The sequence below is a fragment of the Streptomyces sp. NPDC028907 genome (assembly GCF_055564995.1).
Window position 1 is genome coordinate 185924 of record NZ_JBVHVE010000016.1, and the last position, 18020, is coordinate 203943.

17 protein-coding genes are annotated in these 18020 nt (G+C 73.2%); 10 read left to right on the forward strand and 7 right to left on the reverse strand.

Annotated elements, in window-relative coordinates; genetic code table 11:
• The first annotated feature begins 86 nt into the window (after nucleotides 1-86).
• Nucleotides 87-764 carry a helix-turn-helix transcriptional regulator gene (locus ACZ4UU_RS37375; protein ID WP_471907900.1) on the forward strand — a complete coding sequence of 226 codons (678 nt, stop codon included), beginning with the start codon at nucleotides 87-89 and terminating at the stop codon, nucleotides 762-764.
• On the opposite strand, the gene ACZ4UU_RS37380 is transcribed toward ACZ4UU_RS37375, so the two are convergent.
• Nucleotides 758-1657 carry a S1 family peptidase gene (locus ACZ4UU_RS37380; protein WP_471907863.1) on the reverse strand — a complete coding sequence of 300 codons (900 nt, stop codon included), beginning with the start codon at nucleotides 1655-1657 and terminating at the stop codon, nucleotides 758-760. The genes ACZ4UU_RS37375 and ACZ4UU_RS37380 overlap by 7 nt on opposite strands.
• 190 nt (nucleotides 1658-1847) lie before the next feature.
• Nucleotides 1848-2534 (reverse strand): class I SAM-dependent methyltransferase, encoded by a 687-nt coding sequence (locus ACZ4UU_RS37385; protein WP_471907864.1) that lies wholly within the window; start codon nucleotides 2532-2534, stop codon nucleotides 1848-1850.
• A 144-nt stretch (nucleotides 2535-2678) separates the two neighbouring features.
• Here ACZ4UU_RS37385 and pgm point away from each other — a divergent pair, with 144 nt between their 5' ends.
• The gene (pgm, locus tag ACZ4UU_RS37390; protein WP_471907865.1) at nucleotides 2679-4319 is read left to right on the forward strand and encodes a phosphoglucomutase (alpha-D-glucose-1,6-bisphosphate-dependent); all 1641 of its coding nucleotides are present in this window, start codon (nucleotides 2679-2681) and stop codon (nucleotides 4317-4319) included.
• A gap of 28 nt (nucleotides 4320-4347) precedes the next feature.
• Here pgm and ACZ4UU_RS37395 read toward each other — a convergent pair whose 3' ends face one another.
• The 3 genes from ACZ4UU_RS37395 to ACZ4UU_RS37405 all read right to left on the reverse strand — a co-directional run bounded on the left by ACZ4UU_RS37395 (nucleotide 4348) and on the right by ACZ4UU_RS37405 (nucleotide 10038).
• The gene (locus ACZ4UU_RS37395) at nucleotides 4348-9021 is read right to left on the reverse strand and encodes a type I polyketide synthase (RefSeq protein ID WP_471907866.1); all 4674 of its coding nucleotides are present in this window, start codon (nucleotides 9019-9021) and stop codon (nucleotides 4348-4350) included.
• 119 nt (nucleotides 9022-9140) lie between these two features.
• On the reverse strand, nucleotides 9141-9371 hold the full coding sequence (locus ACZ4UU_RS37400; RefSeq protein WP_062725213.1) for a response regulator transcription factor: 231 nt from the start codon (nucleotides 9369-9371) through the stop codon (nucleotides 9141-9143).
• A 163-nt stretch (nucleotides 9372-9534) separates the two neighbouring features.
• Nucleotides 9535-10038: a hypothetical protein gene (locus ACZ4UU_RS37405; protein WP_471907867.1), complete on the reverse strand. Its 504-nt coding sequence runs from the start codon at nucleotides 10036-10038 to the stop codon at nucleotides 9535-9537.
• A gap of 403 nt (nucleotides 10039-10441) precedes the next feature.
• Between ACZ4UU_RS37405 and ACZ4UU_RS37410 the strand changes: the two genes are divergently transcribed.
• Together ACZ4UU_RS37410 and ACZ4UU_RS37415 are read left to right on the forward strand one after the other, a co-directional pair.
• A complete protein-coding gene (locus ACZ4UU_RS37410) occupies nucleotides 10442-10747 on the forward strand; it encodes a hypothetical protein (RefSeq protein ID WP_471907868.1) in 306 nt (101 codons plus the stop codon).
• The gene (locus tag ACZ4UU_RS37415) at nucleotides 10678-11592 is read left to right on the forward strand and encodes a PP2C family protein-serine/threonine phosphatase (RefSeq protein WP_471907869.1); all 915 of its coding nucleotides are present in this window, start codon (nucleotides 10678-10680) and stop codon (nucleotides 11590-11592) included. The genes ACZ4UU_RS37410 and ACZ4UU_RS37415 overlap by 70 nt, the downstream gene beginning before the upstream one ends.
• A 42-nt stretch (nucleotides 11593-11634) precedes the next feature.
• Here ACZ4UU_RS37415 and ACZ4UU_RS37420 read toward each other — a convergent pair whose 3' ends face one another.
• On the reverse strand, nucleotides 11635-11790 hold the full coding sequence (locus ACZ4UU_RS37420; RefSeq protein ID WP_471907870.1) for a hypothetical protein: 156 nt from the start codon (nucleotides 11788-11790) through the stop codon (nucleotides 11635-11637).
• A 155-nt stretch (nucleotides 11791-11945) separates the two neighbouring features.
• Between ACZ4UU_RS37420 and ACZ4UU_RS37425 the strand changes: the two genes are divergently transcribed.
• On the forward strand, nucleotides 11946-12350 hold the full coding sequence (locus ACZ4UU_RS37425) for a hypothetical protein (protein WP_471907871.1): 405 nt from the start codon (nucleotides 11946-11948) through the stop codon (nucleotides 12348-12350).
• Here ACZ4UU_RS37425 and ACZ4UU_RS37430 read toward each other — a convergent pair.
• Nucleotides 12319-12807: a hypothetical protein gene (locus ACZ4UU_RS37430; protein ID WP_471907872.1), complete on the reverse strand. Its 489-nt coding sequence runs from the start codon at nucleotides 12805-12807 to the stop codon at nucleotides 12319-12321. The genes ACZ4UU_RS37425 and ACZ4UU_RS37430 overlap by 32 nt on opposite strands.
• 218 nt (nucleotides 12808-13025) lie before the next feature.
• Here ACZ4UU_RS37430 and ACZ4UU_RS37435 point away from each other — a divergent pair, with 218 nt between their 5' ends.
• The 5 genes from ACZ4UU_RS37435 (at nucleotide 13026) to ACZ4UU_RS37455 (ending at nucleotide 17787) form a co-directional block, all read left to right on the forward strand.
• On the forward strand, nucleotides 13026-13667 hold the full coding sequence (locus ACZ4UU_RS37435) for a DUF998 domain-containing protein (protein WP_471907873.1): 642 nt from the start codon (nucleotides 13026-13028) through the stop codon (nucleotides 13665-13667).
• Nucleotides 13668-13737: 70 nt separating this feature from the next.
• Entirely contained in the window at nucleotides 13738-13956 is a 219-nt protein-coding gene (locus ACZ4UU_RS37440) for a hypothetical protein (RefSeq protein WP_471907874.1), read from the forward strand.
• Nucleotides 13956-16325 carry a heavy metal translocating P-type ATPase gene (locus ACZ4UU_RS37445; protein WP_471907875.1) on the forward strand — a complete coding sequence of 790 codons (2370 nt, stop codon included), beginning with the start codon at nucleotides 13956-13958 and terminating at the stop codon, nucleotides 16323-16325. Before ACZ4UU_RS37440 ends, ACZ4UU_RS37445 begins: the two co-directional genes overlap by 1 nt.
• The gene (locus ACZ4UU_RS37450) at nucleotides 16322-16888 is read left to right on the forward strand and encodes a copper chaperone PCu(A)C (protein ID WP_471907876.1); all 567 of its coding nucleotides are present in this window, start codon (nucleotides 16322-16324) and stop codon (nucleotides 16886-16888) included. Before ACZ4UU_RS37445 ends, ACZ4UU_RS37450 begins: the two co-directional genes overlap by 4 nt.
• 182 nt (nucleotides 16889-17070) lie before the next feature.
• Nucleotides 17071-17787: a hypothetical protein gene (locus tag ACZ4UU_RS37455; RefSeq protein ID WP_471907877.1), complete on the forward strand. Its 717-nt coding sequence runs from the start codon at nucleotides 17071-17073 to the stop codon at nucleotides 17785-17787.
• The last annotated feature ends 233 nt before the right edge of the window (nucleotides 17788-18020 follow it).

The following is an 18020-nucleotide window of genomic DNA, read 5'->3' on the forward strand; positions in this document are numbered from 1 at the left end:
GTTCCTTCGCGTCTTCTAACGACAACTCTTACTGTCGATAGAAGCGCCTGGACGTTCTTAAGTCAATGGGCATGGGTTTTACACTGGTGTTCGTGGACCGTCCGAACGAAGCCAGCCGCCCCGATGTCTCCGCCGTCGCCGCTCTGGACGAGCCGACGCGCAGGAGGCTGTACGACCATGTCGTGCGCCAGCAGGCACCGGTCAGCCGTGACGAAGCGGCCGCCGCGCTCGGGCTCGCACGCCAGACCGCGGCCTTCCATCTGGACCGACTGGCGGACGAGTCACTCCTCGACGTCGTCTACGAACGGCGCAGCGGCCGCACCGGCCCGGGAGCGGGCAGGCCGGCCAAGCTGTACCGGCGCTCCGCGAAGCAGGTCAGCGTCAACCTTCCGGAGCGGCAGTACGAGCTGGCCGGACGGCTCCTGGCCCAGGCCCTGGAGGAGTCCGAGGCCACCGGCGAACCGGTGCGTTCCGTCCTGCACCGAAAGGCCCACGAGGTCGGCGCCGGGCTGGCCGGCCGGCACACGGGCGTGTTCGACCTGCTGGAGCGGTACGGCTTCGAACCCCGCTACGACGGTGACGCGATCGTGCTGGGCAACTGCCCCTTCCACGCGCTCGCCCGCGAACACACGCAGACCGTCTGCGGCATGAACCTCCACCTGCTCCGCGGCGTCCTCGAAGGGCTCGACGAGCACGGCCGCCAGGCCTGTCTGGCACCCGGCGACGGCCACTGCTGCGTCCGTCTCGAACCGGCGACTCAGTAGACGGAAAGCCCGTAGGCGCTCAGTACTTCCTGGATCGGCTGGTAGTAGGTGGTCCCTCCCGAGGCGCAGTTCCCGGAGCCGCCGGAGAGGATCCCGACTACCTTGTCGCCGGCGTAGAGCGGGCCGCCGCTGTCGCCCGGCTCGGCGCAGATGTTGGTCCGGATCAGGCCGGAGACGGTCCCGTCCGGGTAGTTGACGGTCGCGTTGAGCGCGGTCACCACGCCGCAGCGGACCCCGGTGGTCGCGCCCCGACGGCAGACGCTCTGGCCGACGTAGGCCGTCGCGGTGCCGGTGACGTCGATGCTGCCGATGGTGCCGGGGCGCGGCACGGAGGGATTGGAGTACTGGACGACACCGAAGTCGTTGCCGGGGAAGCTGGTGCCGGTGGTGGGGCCGATCGTCGTGGTCATGGCGGAACTGGTGTACCAGGTGGGCATGGTGTCGGTGCAGTGGCCGGCGGTGACGAAGTAGTACGTGGTGCCGCTGCGTACGTTCACCCCCGCCGAACAGCGCCAACCGGCCGCGTAGATGCCGTCGCCGCCCGACAGGAGGGTGCGCAGCCTGCCGTCGAGCCGTTCGAGGGTCGCGACACCCGGGAAGCGCCCGGTGGCCCGCCGGATTCTGGCCAGGTCCGAGTCGGTGACGGTGGAGTCGGCGAGGATGCGCAGCTTGCCGCTGCGCTTCTCGACGGTCCAGGTCGTCCCGGCGATGCCCAGGGACTCGACGGCCGACGCCGCGCCGGCCACCGACGCGGCTGACGGTGCGGCGCCGGCCGTGACCGCTGCGGCCGCGCCGGCGTCGGACATGGCGAGAGCCGCCGCCACGAGCAGGCTCACCACCGAGGCGATCAGCCGTGGACGACGTCTGACGGGGGTACGGCGCACTGTGCTCACTGAAGTCTCCCGAGGCCGGTAGGGCAGGTTCGAGTGATGGCGCACGGCCGCGCGGGACGCGGCCACGGACTGCCCGTCGACGCCGCGTCGAGGCCGGCCGACGTCTCAGTGTGTCCGGCCGCGCCCGGTCGGGGTAGGTGGCCTTCGGCCGAAGGGGCCGGCAGGAGAAGGCAGTTGGTCCGGGCGGGTCTCAGCGGCCGGTCTCGTCGCGGCGGCAGTACAGGAAGAGGTGGGGCTCGGGTCCGCCGTCGGGGTGGTCCGGCGTGAAAGCGGCGTTGTGCCGGGCGAGCACCGTCAGCCCCGCCGCCTCCACCATGCCGACGACGTCCTCCTCGGCGAAACTGGTCGCGCGCACCGGCCGGCCCATGAAGACCACCTCCACGTCCTCGACGTCAGCGGGCACGGTGGCCAGCACCAGATGCCCGCCGGGCCGCAGCGCCACGGCCAGCCGCCGCGTCAGCGCCGACTGCTCGGCCCGGGTCATCTGCAGCAGTGAGAAGAACACGCACACGCCGTCCAACGAGTCCGCCTCGAACGACAGCTCCCGGACGTCGGCGTGGCGGAACTCGGCCTCGGGGACCTGACGGGCGGCGAGTTCGACCATGACGGGGGAGACGTCGACGCCCAGCACCGAGTGGCCGGCCCCGACGAGCGCGGCCGCGGTGGGCCGCCCGGTGCCGCTGCCCACGTCCAGCGTCCGCGCGGCGGGCGGCAGCCGCTCGATCAGCCACTCCAGCGCGGCAAGGTGCGCGGGGGCACGGCCGAACGCCTTCTCGTAGTCGGCACCCAGCGCGTCGAACAGCACGGCGGCGGGCGGCCGTTGGTACCCCACGTCCTCGTGTCCCACGTTCTCGTGTCCCACGTCGTCGTGCCCCATGTCGGTGTCCCTCCGCTCGTCGGCCCGCATCGTCGCACCCGTCGGACGCGTGCCACAACGGCGGCCCGATGCGCGTCCCGACGCCCCGGGCAGGGGAGAATGAGGGCCGTACCCAACGGTCGAACTGTGCGGAGGAGCGGGGAAATGCAGGACGCGCGAGCGGGGCAGGTGGCCCGGCCCGAAGACCTCATCGATGTGGCCCGCCTGGTCACGGCGTACTACGCACTGCACCCCGACCCGGCCGAGCCGGGCCAGCGGGTGGCGTTCGGCACCTCGGGACACCGCGGCTCGTCCCTCGTGGCGGCGTTCAACGAGGACCACATCGCCGCAACCAGCCAGGCCATCTGCGAGTACCGCGCCGCCCAGGGCACCGACGGCCCGCTCTTCCTCGGCGCCGACACCCACGCCCTGTCGGAGCCCGCCCGGATCACGGCCCTCGAGGTCTTCGCGGCCAACGACGTGACCGTCCTCATCGACCAGGCCGACGGCTACACGCCCACCCCGGCCGTCTCGCACGCCATCCTCACCCACAACCGGAACCGCACGTCCGCTCTCGCCGACGGCGTGGTCGTCACCCCCTCGCACAACCCGCCCGCCGACGGTGGCTTCAAGTACAACCCACCGAGCGGCGGCCCCGCCGGCTCCGAGGCGACCTCCTGGATCCAGGACCGCGCCAACGAGATCATCACCGGCGGCATGAAGGACGTACGCCGCATCCCCTGCACCCGTGCCCTGGCCGCCCCCGGCACCGGCCGCCACGACTTCCTCGGCGCCTACGTCGCCGACCTGCCGAACGTGCTGGACCTCGACGCGATCCGGTCCGCCGGGGTGCGCATCGGCGCCGATCCGCTGGGCGGCGCCTCGGTCGCCTACTGGGGCCGTATCGCGGAACAGCACAGGCTCGACCTCACGGTGGTGAACCCGCTCACCGACCCCACCTGGCGTTTCATGACGCTCGACTGGGACGGCAAGATCCGCATGGACTGCTCCTCGCCGTACGCCATGGCCTCCCTCATCGAGCAGCGCGACCGCTTCGACATCGCCACCGGCAACGACGCCGACGCCGACCGGCACGGCATCGTCACACCGGACGCGGGCCTGATGAACCCCAACCACTATCTGGCCGTGGCGATTTCCTACCTCTTCTCGCACCGCGAGCAGTGGCCCGCGGGCGCCGGCATCGGCAAGACCCTGGTGTCGTCCAGCATGATCGACCGGGTCGCGGCGGACGTCGGCCGACAACTGGTCGAAGTCCCCGTCGGCTTCAAGTGGTTCGTGGACGGCCTGTCCGACGGCACCCTCGGCTTCGGCGGCGAGGAGTCGGCCGGCGCGTCCTTCCTGCGCCGCGACGGCTCGGTGTGGACCACCGACAAGGACGGCATCCTCCTGGCCCTGCTCGCCTCCGAGATCACGGCGGTCACCGGCAGGACCCCCTCCCAGCACTACGCCGAGCTCACCGACCGCTTCGGCGCCCCCGCCTACGCCCGTGTCGACGCCCCGGCCTCCCGCGACGAGAAGGCCCTGCTCGCCAAGCTGTCCCCGCGTCAGGTCACCGCCGACACCCTTGCCGGCGAGCCGGTCACCACCGTCCTCACCGAGGCGCCCGGCAACGGCGCCGCCCTCGGCGGCATCAAGGTGGCCACCGCCAACGCCTGGTTCGCGGCCCGCCCTTCGGGCACCGAGGACGTCTACAAGATCTACGGCGAGTCGTTCCTCGGCCCGGACCATCTGCGCCAGGTCCAGGAGGAGGCCAGGTCCGTGGTGCTGGCGGCGCTCGGCGGCTGACCCGACCTGTCCGGCCCCCCGGCCGGTCTCAGGCCGCTGCTCCCGTGGCGATGGAGGTGTCGGCGTACGGCAGTTGCCGTCGCAGTGCGCCGACCGTGTGGCGGATCTGGTCCGGGGTGTGCTCGCAAGTGACGAAGAACCGCAGCCGGGTCAGCTCCTCGGGCACGGCCGGGTGGAGGATCGGATTGACGCTCACGCCCTGCCGGAACATCGCCTCGGCCAGCCGGAGGGTCTTCGCCGAGTCACCGACGATGCACGGGACGATCGGCGAGTCGTGGCTGGCGCCGATGTCGATGCCGGCCCGGCGCGCCAGGCTCGCGAACAGCGCGGAGTTCTCCCGCAGGCGCGTCAGGCGCTCGGGTTCGGCACGCATCGTGCGCAGTGCGGCCAGGGAGGCGGCGGCGTTGGCGGGAGTCATGCCGGCGCTGTAGACGAAGCCCGGGGCGGTGTACCTCAGGTACTCCACGACACCGCGGTCGGCCCCGATGTAGCCGCCGCACCCGGCCAACGCCTTGGACAGCGTGCCGCCCCACAGGTCGACGGCCCGGCGATCGACGTCGTGGTACTCACCGATCCCGCGCCCGGTGGCGCCGATCACGCCGATGCTGTGCGCCTCGTCGACCATCAGCAGCGCGCCGTGCCGACGCTTGACGTCGATGAGCGCGGGCAGGTCGGCGATGTCGCCGTCCATGCTGTACACGCCCTCGACGACGACGAGCACACGACGGTACTGGTGCCGGACCCGGGTGAGGAGGGCGTCCAGGGCGGCGGCGTCGTTGTGCGGGAAGGGCCGGCGAGTGGCTCCGGAGAGCCTGCAGCCCTGAAGGATGCTGTCGTGGGCGAGCGAGTCGTGGACGATCAGGTCCTCCGGCCCGACGAGATGGCCGATGACGGTGACGTTGGTGGCATGTCCGCTGGTCAGGGTGATCGCGTCCTCGGTTCCGAGGGTGTCGGCGAGTTCCCGCTCCAACTGGAGGTGCAGCGGACGGCTGCCGGACAGCAGCCGGCTGGCGGAGGCGGACGTACCGCACCGTGCGACGGCCTCCTCCACCGCCGCGGTCGTTCGGGGGTCGCTCGCCAGACCCAGGTAGTTGAAGCCGGAGAAGGAGATCAGCTCACGGCCGTCCACGACGGTGGTGTCCGTCATGCCGCCCTCGTGCACACGGAAGTACGGGTTCGGCAGGTCGAGCCGGTCGAGCAGGCTCATGCGTTCCCGGTGTGCGGTCACCTCGGGGAAGCGGTCGATGCGGGTCTGGTCCTGCGGGAGCCGGTCGACCGGCGGCGAGGAGCTGGCGGGGGTGGGCTCGGGGACCGGGGGATCGGTCGGCCGGGGCAGCGGGATCGGGCCGCCCGCCGACGGGCCGGGCATCGCCTCCTCCCGCACCATCGCCGTGACGCTGCCGACCGTCGGCCGGGCGCACCTCTCGTCGACCGTCAGGGACGGCCAGCGCCGCTTGAGCGACGTGAACAGGTCCGTCAGCATCAGCGAGTCGAAACCGAGGTCGTCCACCAGCCGCTGACCGGCGTGCAGATCACTCGCGGAGAATGCGCTGATCCGGGCTATCTGCTCGAACACCGCGTCCTGTACTGCCTCTGTTTCGGCGGTGGGCTGGGCTGGCTCGGTGGGCACGGCTGGCTCGGCGGGTTCCGAGTGCGTCGCGTCGGTCAGCGCCTCGCCGAGGCGGCCGAGGAGGGTCACCTGGTGCTGGATCAGGTCGAGCAGTTCGTGCATGGGGTAGTCCTTGGTCGGGGCGAGGGAGGTCCGGGGGCGGGGGGCGTAACCGGGGGTTGATGTGGTCGGCGGGGTCGGCGGGGGCGTGGGAGTCGTCCGCCCCGCGGCGCGGGTCTCGTGGGCTGTCGCTGTCGGCCGGTGCCCCCACCAGTAGGACCGCGTCTCCAGCCGGGCCGTCGGCAGGTCCAGCAGCTGGCGGTCGGCCGGCTCGATCAGCCGTCGTACGTCCACGTCGACGCCCAGGACGGCGAGGCGGGCGAGGGCGCCGAGGTAGCCGCGCCGGCCGTCCGGAGCGGGGTTGTCGACCGCGACGACGTGGACGTCGTCCTGCCCGGCGAGATTGCGGCGGACGGCGGAGAGGAGCGAGTTGCCGCCCGTCACCTGCACGAAGAGGCGGGCGCCCGCGTCGTAGGCGCTGCGAACGGCGTCGCTGAAGCGCACCGGTTCGGAGGCGTGACGCGACCACAGCCGACGCAGCTCGTCGGGGTCGTCGCACACGGTCCCGCTCACGCAGGAGACCAGCGGCAGGCGGGGGTTGGTCAGGGTCCGCCCTTCGAGGTCGGTGCGCATGGCCTCGTCGCCCGCCGCCAGCCGCGGCGAGTGGAAGGCGTTGGAGACTTCGAGCGCCCTCGTGGCGATGCCGCCCTCCGCGCACCGGCGCCGCAGCGCGTCGAGGGCTTCCCTGGTGCCGCTGACGACTGTCTGCCGGGGCTCGTTGAGGCACGCGATCCACACGTCCCGGACGTCCTCGACCAACTGTCGGCAGGTCTCCTCGTCCGTCCGCACGGCGAGCATCGAGCCGCGCGGCTCGCCCTCCGCGTCCCGCAGGATCGCGCCTCGCCGGGCCAGCAGGGCCACGGTCTCCTCGGCCGGGAGAACACCGGCCGTCGCCGCGGCCGCGAACTCACCCACGCTGTGGCCGAGTACGACATCCGGGACGACGCCGCTCGCCGCAAGCAGCCCGGTGGCGGCGAGCTGCACGGTGCCGAGCAGCGGCTGGCACACCTCTGTGGGGGCGAGCCGGCGCCTGAGCCCGGCGTCGTCCGCCGAGTCAGCCGCCGGCCCGTACAGCAGGTCGGCCGGATCCACGCCGCAGTGCCGCCGTGCTTCGGCGCCGAGGGCGTCGACGGTTTCGCGGAAGTCGGGGTAGCGCTCATGGAGTTCGCGCATCATGCCGGGGCGCTGGCTGCCCTGGCCCGGGTAGACGAAGGCGATCCGGCGCGCGGCGGGCCGCAGCGGAGCGTCCGCGGCGAAGGCACCGTCGCCGAGGTCGCCCCGGGCACCTTCGGCCAGCTGTCGGCGTGCCCTGCGCAGCCGCTCGGTGAACTCGGCCGTGTCACCGGCGACGATCGCGAGCCTGCTCGGCAGTGGCTCGCGCCCGGTCAAGGTGTGGGCCAGCGCCGCCGTCGACACCGAGGGTATGGCGCCCGGCTGCTCCAAGTGGTTGAGGAGGTCGTCGATGTGCTCCCGCAGCAACCGCGGGCTGCCGGCCGAGATCAGCGCGAGCTGGGGCTCGGCGCCGCTGACGGTGTCGGCGCCGCGTGTCCGGGGGGAGGCCGAGGGCCGCCGGACGGACGTCGAGGTGGGCGCCTGCTGGAGGACCGCGTGCACGTTGGTGCCACCGAAACCGAAGGAGCTGACGGCCGCGCACAGCGGTCCGGCACCCGCCGACCGCGGCTGCGGCAGGGCCCGCGCGGTGTCGGCCACGCGCAGGCCGGCCGCGTCCAGCCCCAGGTCGGGATGGGGGATGACGTCGGGCTGCGGTACGACCGTGCGGTGGTGCACCACCAGTGCGGTCTTGATCAGTCCCGCGATGCCGGCGGCGGACAGCGAATGCCCGATGAGGGCCTTGCCCGAGGAGAGGTAGCAGAGGCCCGGAGCCCGGTCCCCGCCCTCGGTGCGCAGCCGGCGCAGCGCCTCCACCTCCGCGCGGTCACCGACGCTGGTCCCCGTCCCGTGCGCCTCGATGAAGGAGGGGGCATCCGCAGGCAGACCCGCGTCGTCGAACGCGCCGCGCATGGCACGCAGCTGTCCGTCGGGGCTCGGCGTCAGCGGTCCCGCCGAGGCGCCGTCGTTCGCGGAGCCGATGCCCTTGATGACGGCGTAGACGCGGTTGCCGTCGACGAGGGCGTCCTGCAGCGGCCGAAGGATCACGGCGCCGGCTCCCTCGCCGAGGACGAAGCCGTCGGCCCTGGTGTCGAACGGACGGCACACCCCCGCGGCGGACAGCGCGCCGAGCCGGGAGAAGCCGACCAGACTGTCCGGCGTGAGACTCAGGTAGACCCCGCCGACGACCGCGGCCCTGCAGCTACCGCGACGCAGCTGCGCCACCGCGTGGTCGAGGGCCACCAGAGAGCTGGAGCACGCGGCGTCCACGGTGAAGCTCGGGCCGCCGAGGTTGAAATGCCGGCTCACCGTGGCGGGCGCCATGTTGAGCAGGACGCCCGGCATGGTGAAGGTCCCGATGGGCGGGAGATCCCGGGCCGAACCGTCCTTCAGCGCGTTGAGCGCGTCGGCGTCGGCGGTCACGCCGAGTGATCCGTCGGCGAGTCCGAGGGCCCTGAGACGTGCGGTGGCGAGTTCCCGGTAGTCGGACACCGAGATGCCGAAGAAGACGCCCGTGCGCTCCCGGTCGAAGCCGCCGCGGCCCAGCCCGGCGTCGTCGAGGGCCTCACGGGTGACGTCGAGCGCCAGACGGTGCTGCGGGTCCATGGCCTCGGCACGACGCGGCGGCAGTCCGTAGTGCCCCGCGGCGAAGCGGTCCACGTCCCGGAGGAAGGCGACCTGGTCGGTGTACGCGCTGTCGGGGGCCTGTGGGTCGCCGGGCCGGTGGAACGTGTCATGGTTCCAGCGGTCCTTCGGAACCGCGGTGAACTGCCGTTCCCCACGCAGGAGGAGCTTCCAGTACGCCCGGGGGCCCGCGGCTCCGGGGAAGCGGCAGCCGAGTCCGACGATGGCGATGTCATTCATGGGGAACCTGTTCGGGTCTGTGTGCGGGGTGGACTGCAACAGTCCCTCGCCGGGGACGAACGCCCCAGCCCCGGCTGTTCGTTACTTGACGCGGGGCGCGGCGGGGGTTACGGACGGGGTCACAGACCCAGGGCGATGGCCGTCCGGGTGAGCTCGGCGGTGCTGTTGATGTCGAGCTTGGCGCGGATACGACGGAGGTAGGCGTCGACCGTGTGCTTGGACAGTCCCATGAGCCGGGCCGCCTGGAGGTAAGTGCAGCCTCGGGCGATGTGCTGGAGCGTCTCCCTCTCGCGCGGGGCCAGCGCGGGGGCGGTGGCTTCGTCGTGCGGGGTGGTGATGGTGAAGCTCATGGGGGTCCTCTGACAGATCGACTCGGTCATCCCCGCTCACATCACCGGAAGCGATGGATGTCCGAAAGCTGCAATTTGTCCGTTTCCAATACTTTGGTCGGTGGACGTCATGGCGCTGTCCGTCGACTGTCACAGCCGCGTCACAGCGACACCTCCGGGCCGGTCAGGGCCGTACGCGGCCCCCTGCGGCGCACGCGGCCGGCGCGGGGTGCCCGTGGGTGCGGGACAGCTCGCTCGCGCAGCGCTGTAAGGCCATCTCCAGGACCTCCGGCATGTTCAGGGTTCCGCTGCCGTCCGGCGGGACGAGCCAGCGCAGGGCGCCCCAGCGGCAGTGCGGGGCGGGAGCGGTGATCCAGGTGCCCGCGCCGAGCAGGCGTACGCCGGTGCCGATCCACACGGTCTGCGGCTCCGGGGGCAGCAGGAAGCCGACGTTGCGCCGTCGGGTGTCCACGAGGCAGGGGCCGCGGTCCAGCAGGGGCAGTTCCTCCAGGAGGTCGGCGACGCGCAGCCCGAGTTCCTCCGGCACGATCAGCACGTCCCAGAACCGGCCGGCGGCCAGCAGTGCGACCCCGGTGCTGCCGTTCTGCCACTCCTGTTTGCAGGCGCCGGGATCCTCCGATGCCGCTGCCAGCCACTCCATTGACTTCGTCCACTCCGTGAGTGCCATGAAGAGCCTCCCTGTGGTGCGCCGACGACCGAGAGATGGAGGCCTCAGTGCACCGGGTGCCCGGTGTCGCGGCCATAGGGCGGGGGCTCAATTCCCCGTATGGGGCGAGCGCCCGCGCGCCAAACCGGCAGATATATGCAGCGCGTGCGCCCCCGTGCTCCGGGTGTCCGCCCGCGCCCGCCCCCGTCGTGCCCACCCGCGTCCGCCCCTGTGGCCTCCCCGCCGCCCGGCCCTCGCCCGCCGGCGCCCTGCCCCGTCCGTACGATGGGTGGGTTAGGCGGCCTTTAGGGTGTTCAGTGTGGTGCGCTGGTTCCAGACGTCTCACAGACCGGCGAGGGCACGGCCCGTCGCGTCCCGTGGCACACCCGGGCAGGACCTCGGCGTTTCGCCCCGGCTGACCGTGGTGCGTACGGCACTGGCCCGGATCGGCACCACGCTGGACGAGGACGCCACCTGCGCGGAGCTGACCAGGGAGGCCGCCGGGCAGGCGGGCGGCACGGCGGCGGTGCTACGGGTCGGCGGCGAGGCCGGACCGGCGTACGAGGCCGTCCACGGCGACCCGGCGACGCTGCCCCCGGTGCGGTGGGCCGAGTCGGCGGCCCAGGAGGCGGCCGGCTCGGACGGAGACGAGACCCTCCGGTGTCCGACGGCGCGCGGCCGGCGGTCTGCGTCTCCCTGGCCACGGGCGGCCACTCCTACGGCATGCTGATCTGCGCCCGGAACCGAACGCCGTTCACCCCGGCGGAGGCCGGGCTGCTCGCCCTCCTCGCCGAACGCGCCGCCTCCCACATCCGGCACGCCCGGGAGCACGACCGGGTCCGAGGCATCGTCGGCAAGCTCCAGTGGGCGCTGCTCGCCGAGCCCGGCCGTCCGCACCCGAACCTCGACGTGGCCATCCGCTATCTGCCCGTCGGGCAGAGCACCCTGGTGGGCGGCGACTGGTGCGAGACCGTCCGGCTGCACTTCGGCCGGACGCTGCTCGTCGTCGGCGACGTCATGGGGCACGGCCTGGAAGCCGCCGTGGACATGACCGCGTACCGGTCCGCGCTGCGCTACATCGCCGCCGCCGATCTCCCGCCGCACCGCGTGCTGCGCCAGCTCGACGACATCGCCTCCGCGGAAGCGGAGCGCCGGCCGGCCACCTGTCTGATCGCCCGCGTCGACCCCGGCCGTGGCCAGGTGACCCTTGCCGGCGCCGGCCATCTGCCCCCGGCCGTGATCGACGCCGAGGGCAGCGCCGCACCGCTGCCGGTGCCCGTCGGCCCGCCCCTGGGAACGGGCCTCGGCGGCTACGAGCCGGGCACCTGGCGGCTGGACCCCGGCCAGACCCCGCTGCTGTTCACCGACGGGCTGGTCGAGCACCGCGGCGAGGACATCGAGCAGTCCCTGAACCGGCTGGCCGGCGTCGGTTTCGCGTCCGCCGGCGGGGTCGAGGACATCATCGACACGGCGCTCGCCCGCCTCGACGCCCGGCACGCCGAGGACGATGTCGCCGTACTCGCCGCCCGGCTGCGCCGGCACGCCCCGCAGTCCGACGAGACGCACGATCACTAGGGCCTGTCCGCCGGGCAGGCCCCGGCCGTCGCGCGTCAGGTGTCACCAGTCGTCTCCCTCGTACTGTGTCCCCGACACGTACGGGTCGTGCCGTCGGCCCGGTGCCACGGACGGCTGCGCCGTCGGCGATGGGCTCGGCTCACTCAGTGCGGCGCACCACGGGCAGTCGGCGGTGTCGTCGCTGTCGTTTCGGTCCATGGAAGCGGCTCCTGTCTCGATCGAGGGCTGACGATGTCGGGAGGGAGGGGGAGATGGAGCACTCCATGGCTCCATACGGGGGACGGTCTCACTCGACTGGGTGGTAGCGGGGGCGGCGGGCGTACCACCGGCGCGCGCCTCGGCGTTGCCCCGGCATGGACAGACTTGAGCCGGCGCGGCGTGTCCTCGGTGGCGATGCCGCACCCGCGTCGTACGTCGTACCGGCCACCGGCCTCCGGGGGCAGCCGTCGATCTACGCGGCGCTCGTCGCGGAGTGGCATGCCAAGGGCCGTGCGGTGCCGGAGCGCCGCGACACCTGGCGGGACGCCGTGGGCGCCGGCGAGGGACAAGGGCAGACCGTCACCTCCTGGGCGGTCGGCCGGTTCGCCGGGCCGGCCCGGGCCGTCGAAGCCGAACCGGCCGGCGACCGGCAGGGCGGGGCGGCCGAACGGGTACCGGCCGTCGTCGTTCCCCGGGGCCTTCCCGGGCCGGTGGGCCTGTGGGAGTGGAGCGGAGGGACCGGACGCGTCAGCGTCGCCGTTCCGCGCCCGACCGACTGAACCGCGTCCGGGCGGCACGAGCCCCGCCGGCCGCGCGCAGCGCGCGTTCCACGACCGCGGGGTCGTACAGCGCGCCGGTTCCGTCGGGCGGCAGGAGCCACTCCAGTCGCCATCCGGCGGACTGGTACGGCGGTGGCACGGCGACCCATGCCCCCCGGCCGACATGTCGCACTCCGGGCCCGAACCACTCGGTGACGGGGTCGGGCGGCAGGAAGAAGCCGACTCTTCGCGCCCCGCAGTTCACCAGGACGGGTCCGGACGCCCGCGGCCGCGCCCGTCTCAGCAGATCCAGGGCGCCCAGGCCGAGATGTTCGGGAACGCTGAGCACGTCCCAGAGCCGTCCGGCCTCCAGCAGCACCGCGTCCGCGCCCTGGTCCCACTGCCGCTTGCACGACCGAGGATCCGCGGCGGCCGCGGCGAGCCACTCGACGGCCTGTTTCCCCATGGTGCGCTGCATGTCCCAACCCCCAGCACTCGCCGACCCCGCCCGCCCCGTCCGTCCGCCTGCCCGGGCGGGGCCCTTCATGCTGGTGGATATTTCTATGCGCCGGAAGGGGTGGCGCAGTGTGGCGTTTGCGGTGGATTTGTTCGAATAGCGCAGCACTGTTCGGTCCGCCGACGCGGCGTACGCGTGGCAGCGGCTGACGGACCCAGGGTGCGTTCTACGGTGGTTCGATGCGATCTATCCCAAGATGGGCCCTGCTTTCGTCGGGATGTGCGCCTGTCGTGCTGATCGGCGGCTGGACGATCGCGGCGCTGCTCGAAGGACCCGCCTACGACCCCGCCACACAGACGATCAGTGTCCTGGCGGCCTACGGCGCCGCCGGCTTCTGGGTGATGACCGGGGCACTGGCCGCCCTGGGCGTCTGCCACATGATCACAGCTCTGGGACTGCGCCCGGCCGCGCTGCCCGGCCGGTTGGCCCTGGGCGCGGGGGGCGCGGCCGCGTTCGTGGTGGCCCTCCTCCCGCCGCCCAGCAGCGGGGGTTCCCTGCGGCACGGCTCGGCGGCCGCGGTCGGCTTCGCGCTGCTGGCGGTGTGGCCGGTGCTGGCCGCGGACCGGCGCGGGACCGCACCCTGGGGTCTGCGGCCCGTACCGTCCCTCACCGCCACCGCACTGATGCTCGTCACCGCGGCCTGGTTCATGATCGAAATGCGTCAGGGCGGCGCCGACGGTGTCGCCGAACGCCTGGTGACCGCCCTCCAGTCCCTGTGGCCCTTCGTGGTCGTCGCCTCCTGCCTGCGCCATCCTCACCCCGAGGCCCCCTCGCCTCCGGAGCCGAACCGGGCTGCACGCCGCCGCGACGGGGCCGCCTGAGACGTATTCCGGGAACTCCCGGCCCGCCACGACCGACTCCTGGAGCGGTACGTGCGTCAGGAGGCCGTCGATGAAACCACCCCAACTTGTGCCACCCGCCCTCTGCGGGTTTCTGCTGCTGCTCGCCCTGATCTTCACGGTGTCGTACGCCGTCGGAGCCGCCGCCGGGCCCGTGGCGCCCGGCATGCACCGCTCCGGGACGAGCGACGGCGGCGGGGGCACGGACCCGGGAGGCCAGGACATGGGGGACACGGGGGGCATGGACATGCGGCACGGGAGCGGCGGCTGATGGCCACGGAACCGGCACCCTCGATGACCACCACGGATCTCACCGTCGGAGGTATGACCTGCGCGGCCTGCGTGCGACGCGTGGAGAGGAGACTCGCCAAGCTGGAGGGCGTGACCGCGACGGTCAACCTGGCCACCGGGCGCGCCCGGGTGAGCCATCCGCCGGACGTCCGCCCCGAGGAACTGGTGGCGACCGTCGAACAGGCCGGATACACGGCCGCGTTGCCCGAGCCGCCGAAGCAGCGGGAGCGCCGGGGTGGTGAACCGGAACCGGCGAGCGGACGGGAACCCGAGGGCGCGCGGCAGGAGCGTGAGCGGCTCCTCGTCACCGCGCTGCTCGCGGTGCCGGTGCTGGTGCTGTCGATGGTGCCCGACTGGCAGTTCCGCAACTGGCAGTGGCTGTGCCTCGTGCTGGCCGCGCCGGTCGCCGTGTGGAGTGCCTGGCCGTTCCACGCCCGGGCCCTGCGCGGGCTGCGCCACTCCACCGCGACGATGGACACCCTGGTCTCCCTGGGCGTCGCGGCGTCCTTCTCCTGGTCGGTGTACGCCCTGTTCCTCGGCGGCGCGGGCGAGCCCGGCATGCGGATGCCGTTCAGCCTGTTGCCGTCCGCCTCGGACGGCGCCGCCCACGTCTACCTCGAAGCGGCCGTGGGTGTCCCGCTGTTCGTGCTGGCCGGCCGGTTCCTGGAGGCTCGGGCGCGCCACGGCACGGGGGCGGCGCTGCGCTCGCTCGGCCGCCTCGCCGCCAAGGAGGTCTCGGTACGCGAGGACGACGGCACCGAACACCTCCTCCCCATCAAGGAGTTGACGGTCGGGCAGGTCTTCGTCGTACGGCCCGGAGAGCGGGTCGCCACCGACGGCGACGTGGTCGAGGGCAACTCCGCCGTGGACCTGTCGCTCGTCACCGGGGAGAGCGAGCCCGTCGAGACCGGGCCGGGCTCGGCGGTGGTGGGCGGCGCCGTCAACGCGGGCGGACTGCTGCTCGTACGGGCCACGGCCGTCGGCGCGGACACCCAACTCGCGCGGATCGCCCGGCTGGTGACGGAGGCCCAGGCGGGTAAGGCACGGGCCCAGCGCCTCGCCGACACCGTGGCCGGGGTATTCGTCCCCGTGGTCCTTTCGCTGGCCGTCACCGTCCTGGGGTTCTGGCTCGGAGCCGGGGCCGATCCGCAGGCGGCGATCACCGCATGCGTCGCCGTCCTGGTCGTGGCCTGTCCCTGCGCGCTGGGCCTGGCGACCCCGACCGCGCTGATGGCCGCCACCGGCCGTGGCGCGCAGCTCGGCGTCCTGGTCCGGGGCCCGCAGGCCCTGGAGGGACTCCAGCACATCGACACCGTCGTCCTCGACAAAACGGGCACCCTCACCTCCGGGCACATGAGCGTCGCCCGCGTGACGGCCGTACCCGGCCGAGACAGCGCACTCGGGGTGGGACTCGGGCTCGGTGCGGAAGCCGTGCTGCGACTGGCCGGGGCGGTGGAACAGGGCTCGGAACACCCGCTGGGCCGCGCCGTCGTCGCGTACGCCCGCAGGACCCTGTCACAGCACGGCCCCTTGCCCGAAGTGAGTGACTTCCGGGCGGAGACGGGGCGGGGTGTGCGCGGCCGGGTCGCGGGCCGGCTGGTCGAAGTCCTCGCGCCGGACGACGAGTTGCCCCCGGTGCTGGCGGACGCGCTCCGGGCGGCGGAGGCGGCCGCGCACACGCCGGTCGTAGTCCGGGTCGACGGGGCGGCGCAGGCGCTGATCGAGGTCGGGGACGTGGTGCGTCCCGGGAGCTACCGGGCCGTGGACCGGTTGCGGCGCCTCGGAGTGCACCCGGTCCTTGCCACCGGAGACCGGGAGGCCCCGGCCCGCGCGGTCGCGTCCGCGCTCGGCATCGAGGAGGTCTACGCCCGCCGCACTCCCGAGGCCAAGGCGGAGCTCGTACGGGAGCTGAGGGCGCGGGGCCGCCGCGTCGCGGTCGTCGGCGACGGCGTCAACGACGCGGCCGCGCTGGCCGGCGCCGACCTCGGCATCGCGATGGGCACGGGGACGGACGTCGCGATCGGGGCCGCCGACGTGACCCTGGTGCGCGGCGACATCGAAGCGCTCGGGGACGCGGTCCGGCTCGCCCGGCGCACCCTGGGCACCATCCGCGCCAACCTGCTGTGGGCCTTCGGCTACAACCTGGTGACCGTGCCGCTCGCCATGGTCGGCCTGCTCAACCCGATGGTCGCCGCGGTGGCCATGTCGGTGAGCTCCGTGCTCGTGGTGGCCAACAGCCTGCGCCTGCGGACCTGGCGGCCGGCACCCGCACGGGCGGTGCCGCGCGGCCGTGAACAGGCCGGTGTCCCGGGCCGGAGGCCCGTCGCGACCGGGGGAGGAACCCGATGACCGCACCAACCGCCGAACGGACGACCGGGAGCACCGCCGACCCCACCGCCCGTGCCCGGGCCTGGCTCCCGACCCGCCGCCGGATCACCGACGCCCTGCTCGCCGCACTCGCCCCGATCGCCGCGTGCGGCGTCGCCCTGGGCGGATTGACCACATGGGTGGGCTCCGGCAGCGCGGGCAGCCCGGCGCGGATCGCGGTCACCGGGGGGCGGGTCTTCCTGCCGTACGGCGACGTCCGTGACACGGCCGCGTTCTTCCGGATCACCAACACCGGGGGCGCGGACGACCGGCTGCTGAAGGTCACCTCGTCCGAGGTCGCCGGAGACATGTCGCTCAGCCGCCACCGTATGACCAGCGGCAACGCGGCGTCCGCGCGGACAGTGGACTCGGCCCGCGTCCCGGCCGGCGGCGGCCTCGCCATGTCCCCGTTCGGTCTGGACGTGACGTTGCGGGCCGATCCGGACTGGCAGACCGGCACCTATGTGCCGTTCACCCTCCACTTCGAGCGGGGCGGGCGGATCGAGGTGCAGGCGATGGTGGTCCGCCCGGGTGGACGGCAGTGACGGCGGCACGGGGACAGCCCTGAAGACAGCCCTCACACGCCCTACTTGTCGGCCGGCGTGCGCGCCCAGTTCCCTCCGTGCGATGTGTCCTGTATCACCATTCTGGGCTTGAGTGCGGGACGGGGGTGTTGTGCGTACCCACCCGTGACGAGTGGGCCCAGGATGCGAGGATGAGGGCCGTCATGACTGCTGGGTGGGGTGTGCGCACGATACGGGCCGCGATGTTCGCGTCCGTCTGCGTGCTGCTCGCCGCCCTCGGTCACGTCCTGATGTCGGGTGCGTCCGTCCCTTGGTGGACGCTGGCGGCCGGTGCCGTCCTGACGGGCGGCGTCGGCTGGTTCCTGGCCGGCCGGGAGCGTGGACTCCCGCTGGTCGTCGCCGTCGTGGTCGTCGCCCAGGGTGGGCTGCACGCGGCCTTCGAGTTCGCGCAGTCCTCCGCCGATGCCGGGCAGAACCTGGGCTCGATGTTCGCCGGCCACACGGGGATGGGCCACATGGACGGGAGCCACATGGGCTCCCACCACATGGGCTCCCCCTACATGGGTTCTGGCCACATGGGTGCGGGCGACATGGGGATGAGCCACATGGGCACGAGCCCCGTGGACATGGGCCACGACATGGCCGGCATGTCCTCGCTCGGCATGTTCGCCGCCCACACTCTCGCCGCGCTGCTGTGCGGCCTGTGGCTCGGGCACGGTGAGCGCGCCGCGTTCCGCATCCTGCGGGCCGTCGCCGGATGGCTGGCGGCCCCGCTGCGGCTGTCGCTCGCCCTGCCCGTACCGCCGCACCGGCCGCGGCTACGTCCACGACGCGGCCGTTCCGACCGGGCGCCGCGGCTGCTGCCGCTCGTTCACACGATCACCTCTCGGGGGCCTCCACCGGGGATCGCTGTCATCTGAGACAGCCGGATTCCCGAGGCCGTACGGACCCGGACGTCGAGTCGTCGACGCCGACCGTGCCTCGGGCCCCGGCCGTACCTGTCGTACGGCCGTGTCCCCGACACCCCCGGATTCCTCCGGTACGGCGTGCGCGTACGGCTTCCGTACGCGTCCCGGGCGCCCGACGGCGAGGTCTTCACTCCCGCTGTCGCCCCGGCCGCCGCGCCGGTGTCCGGACTACCCGAGAAGGACTC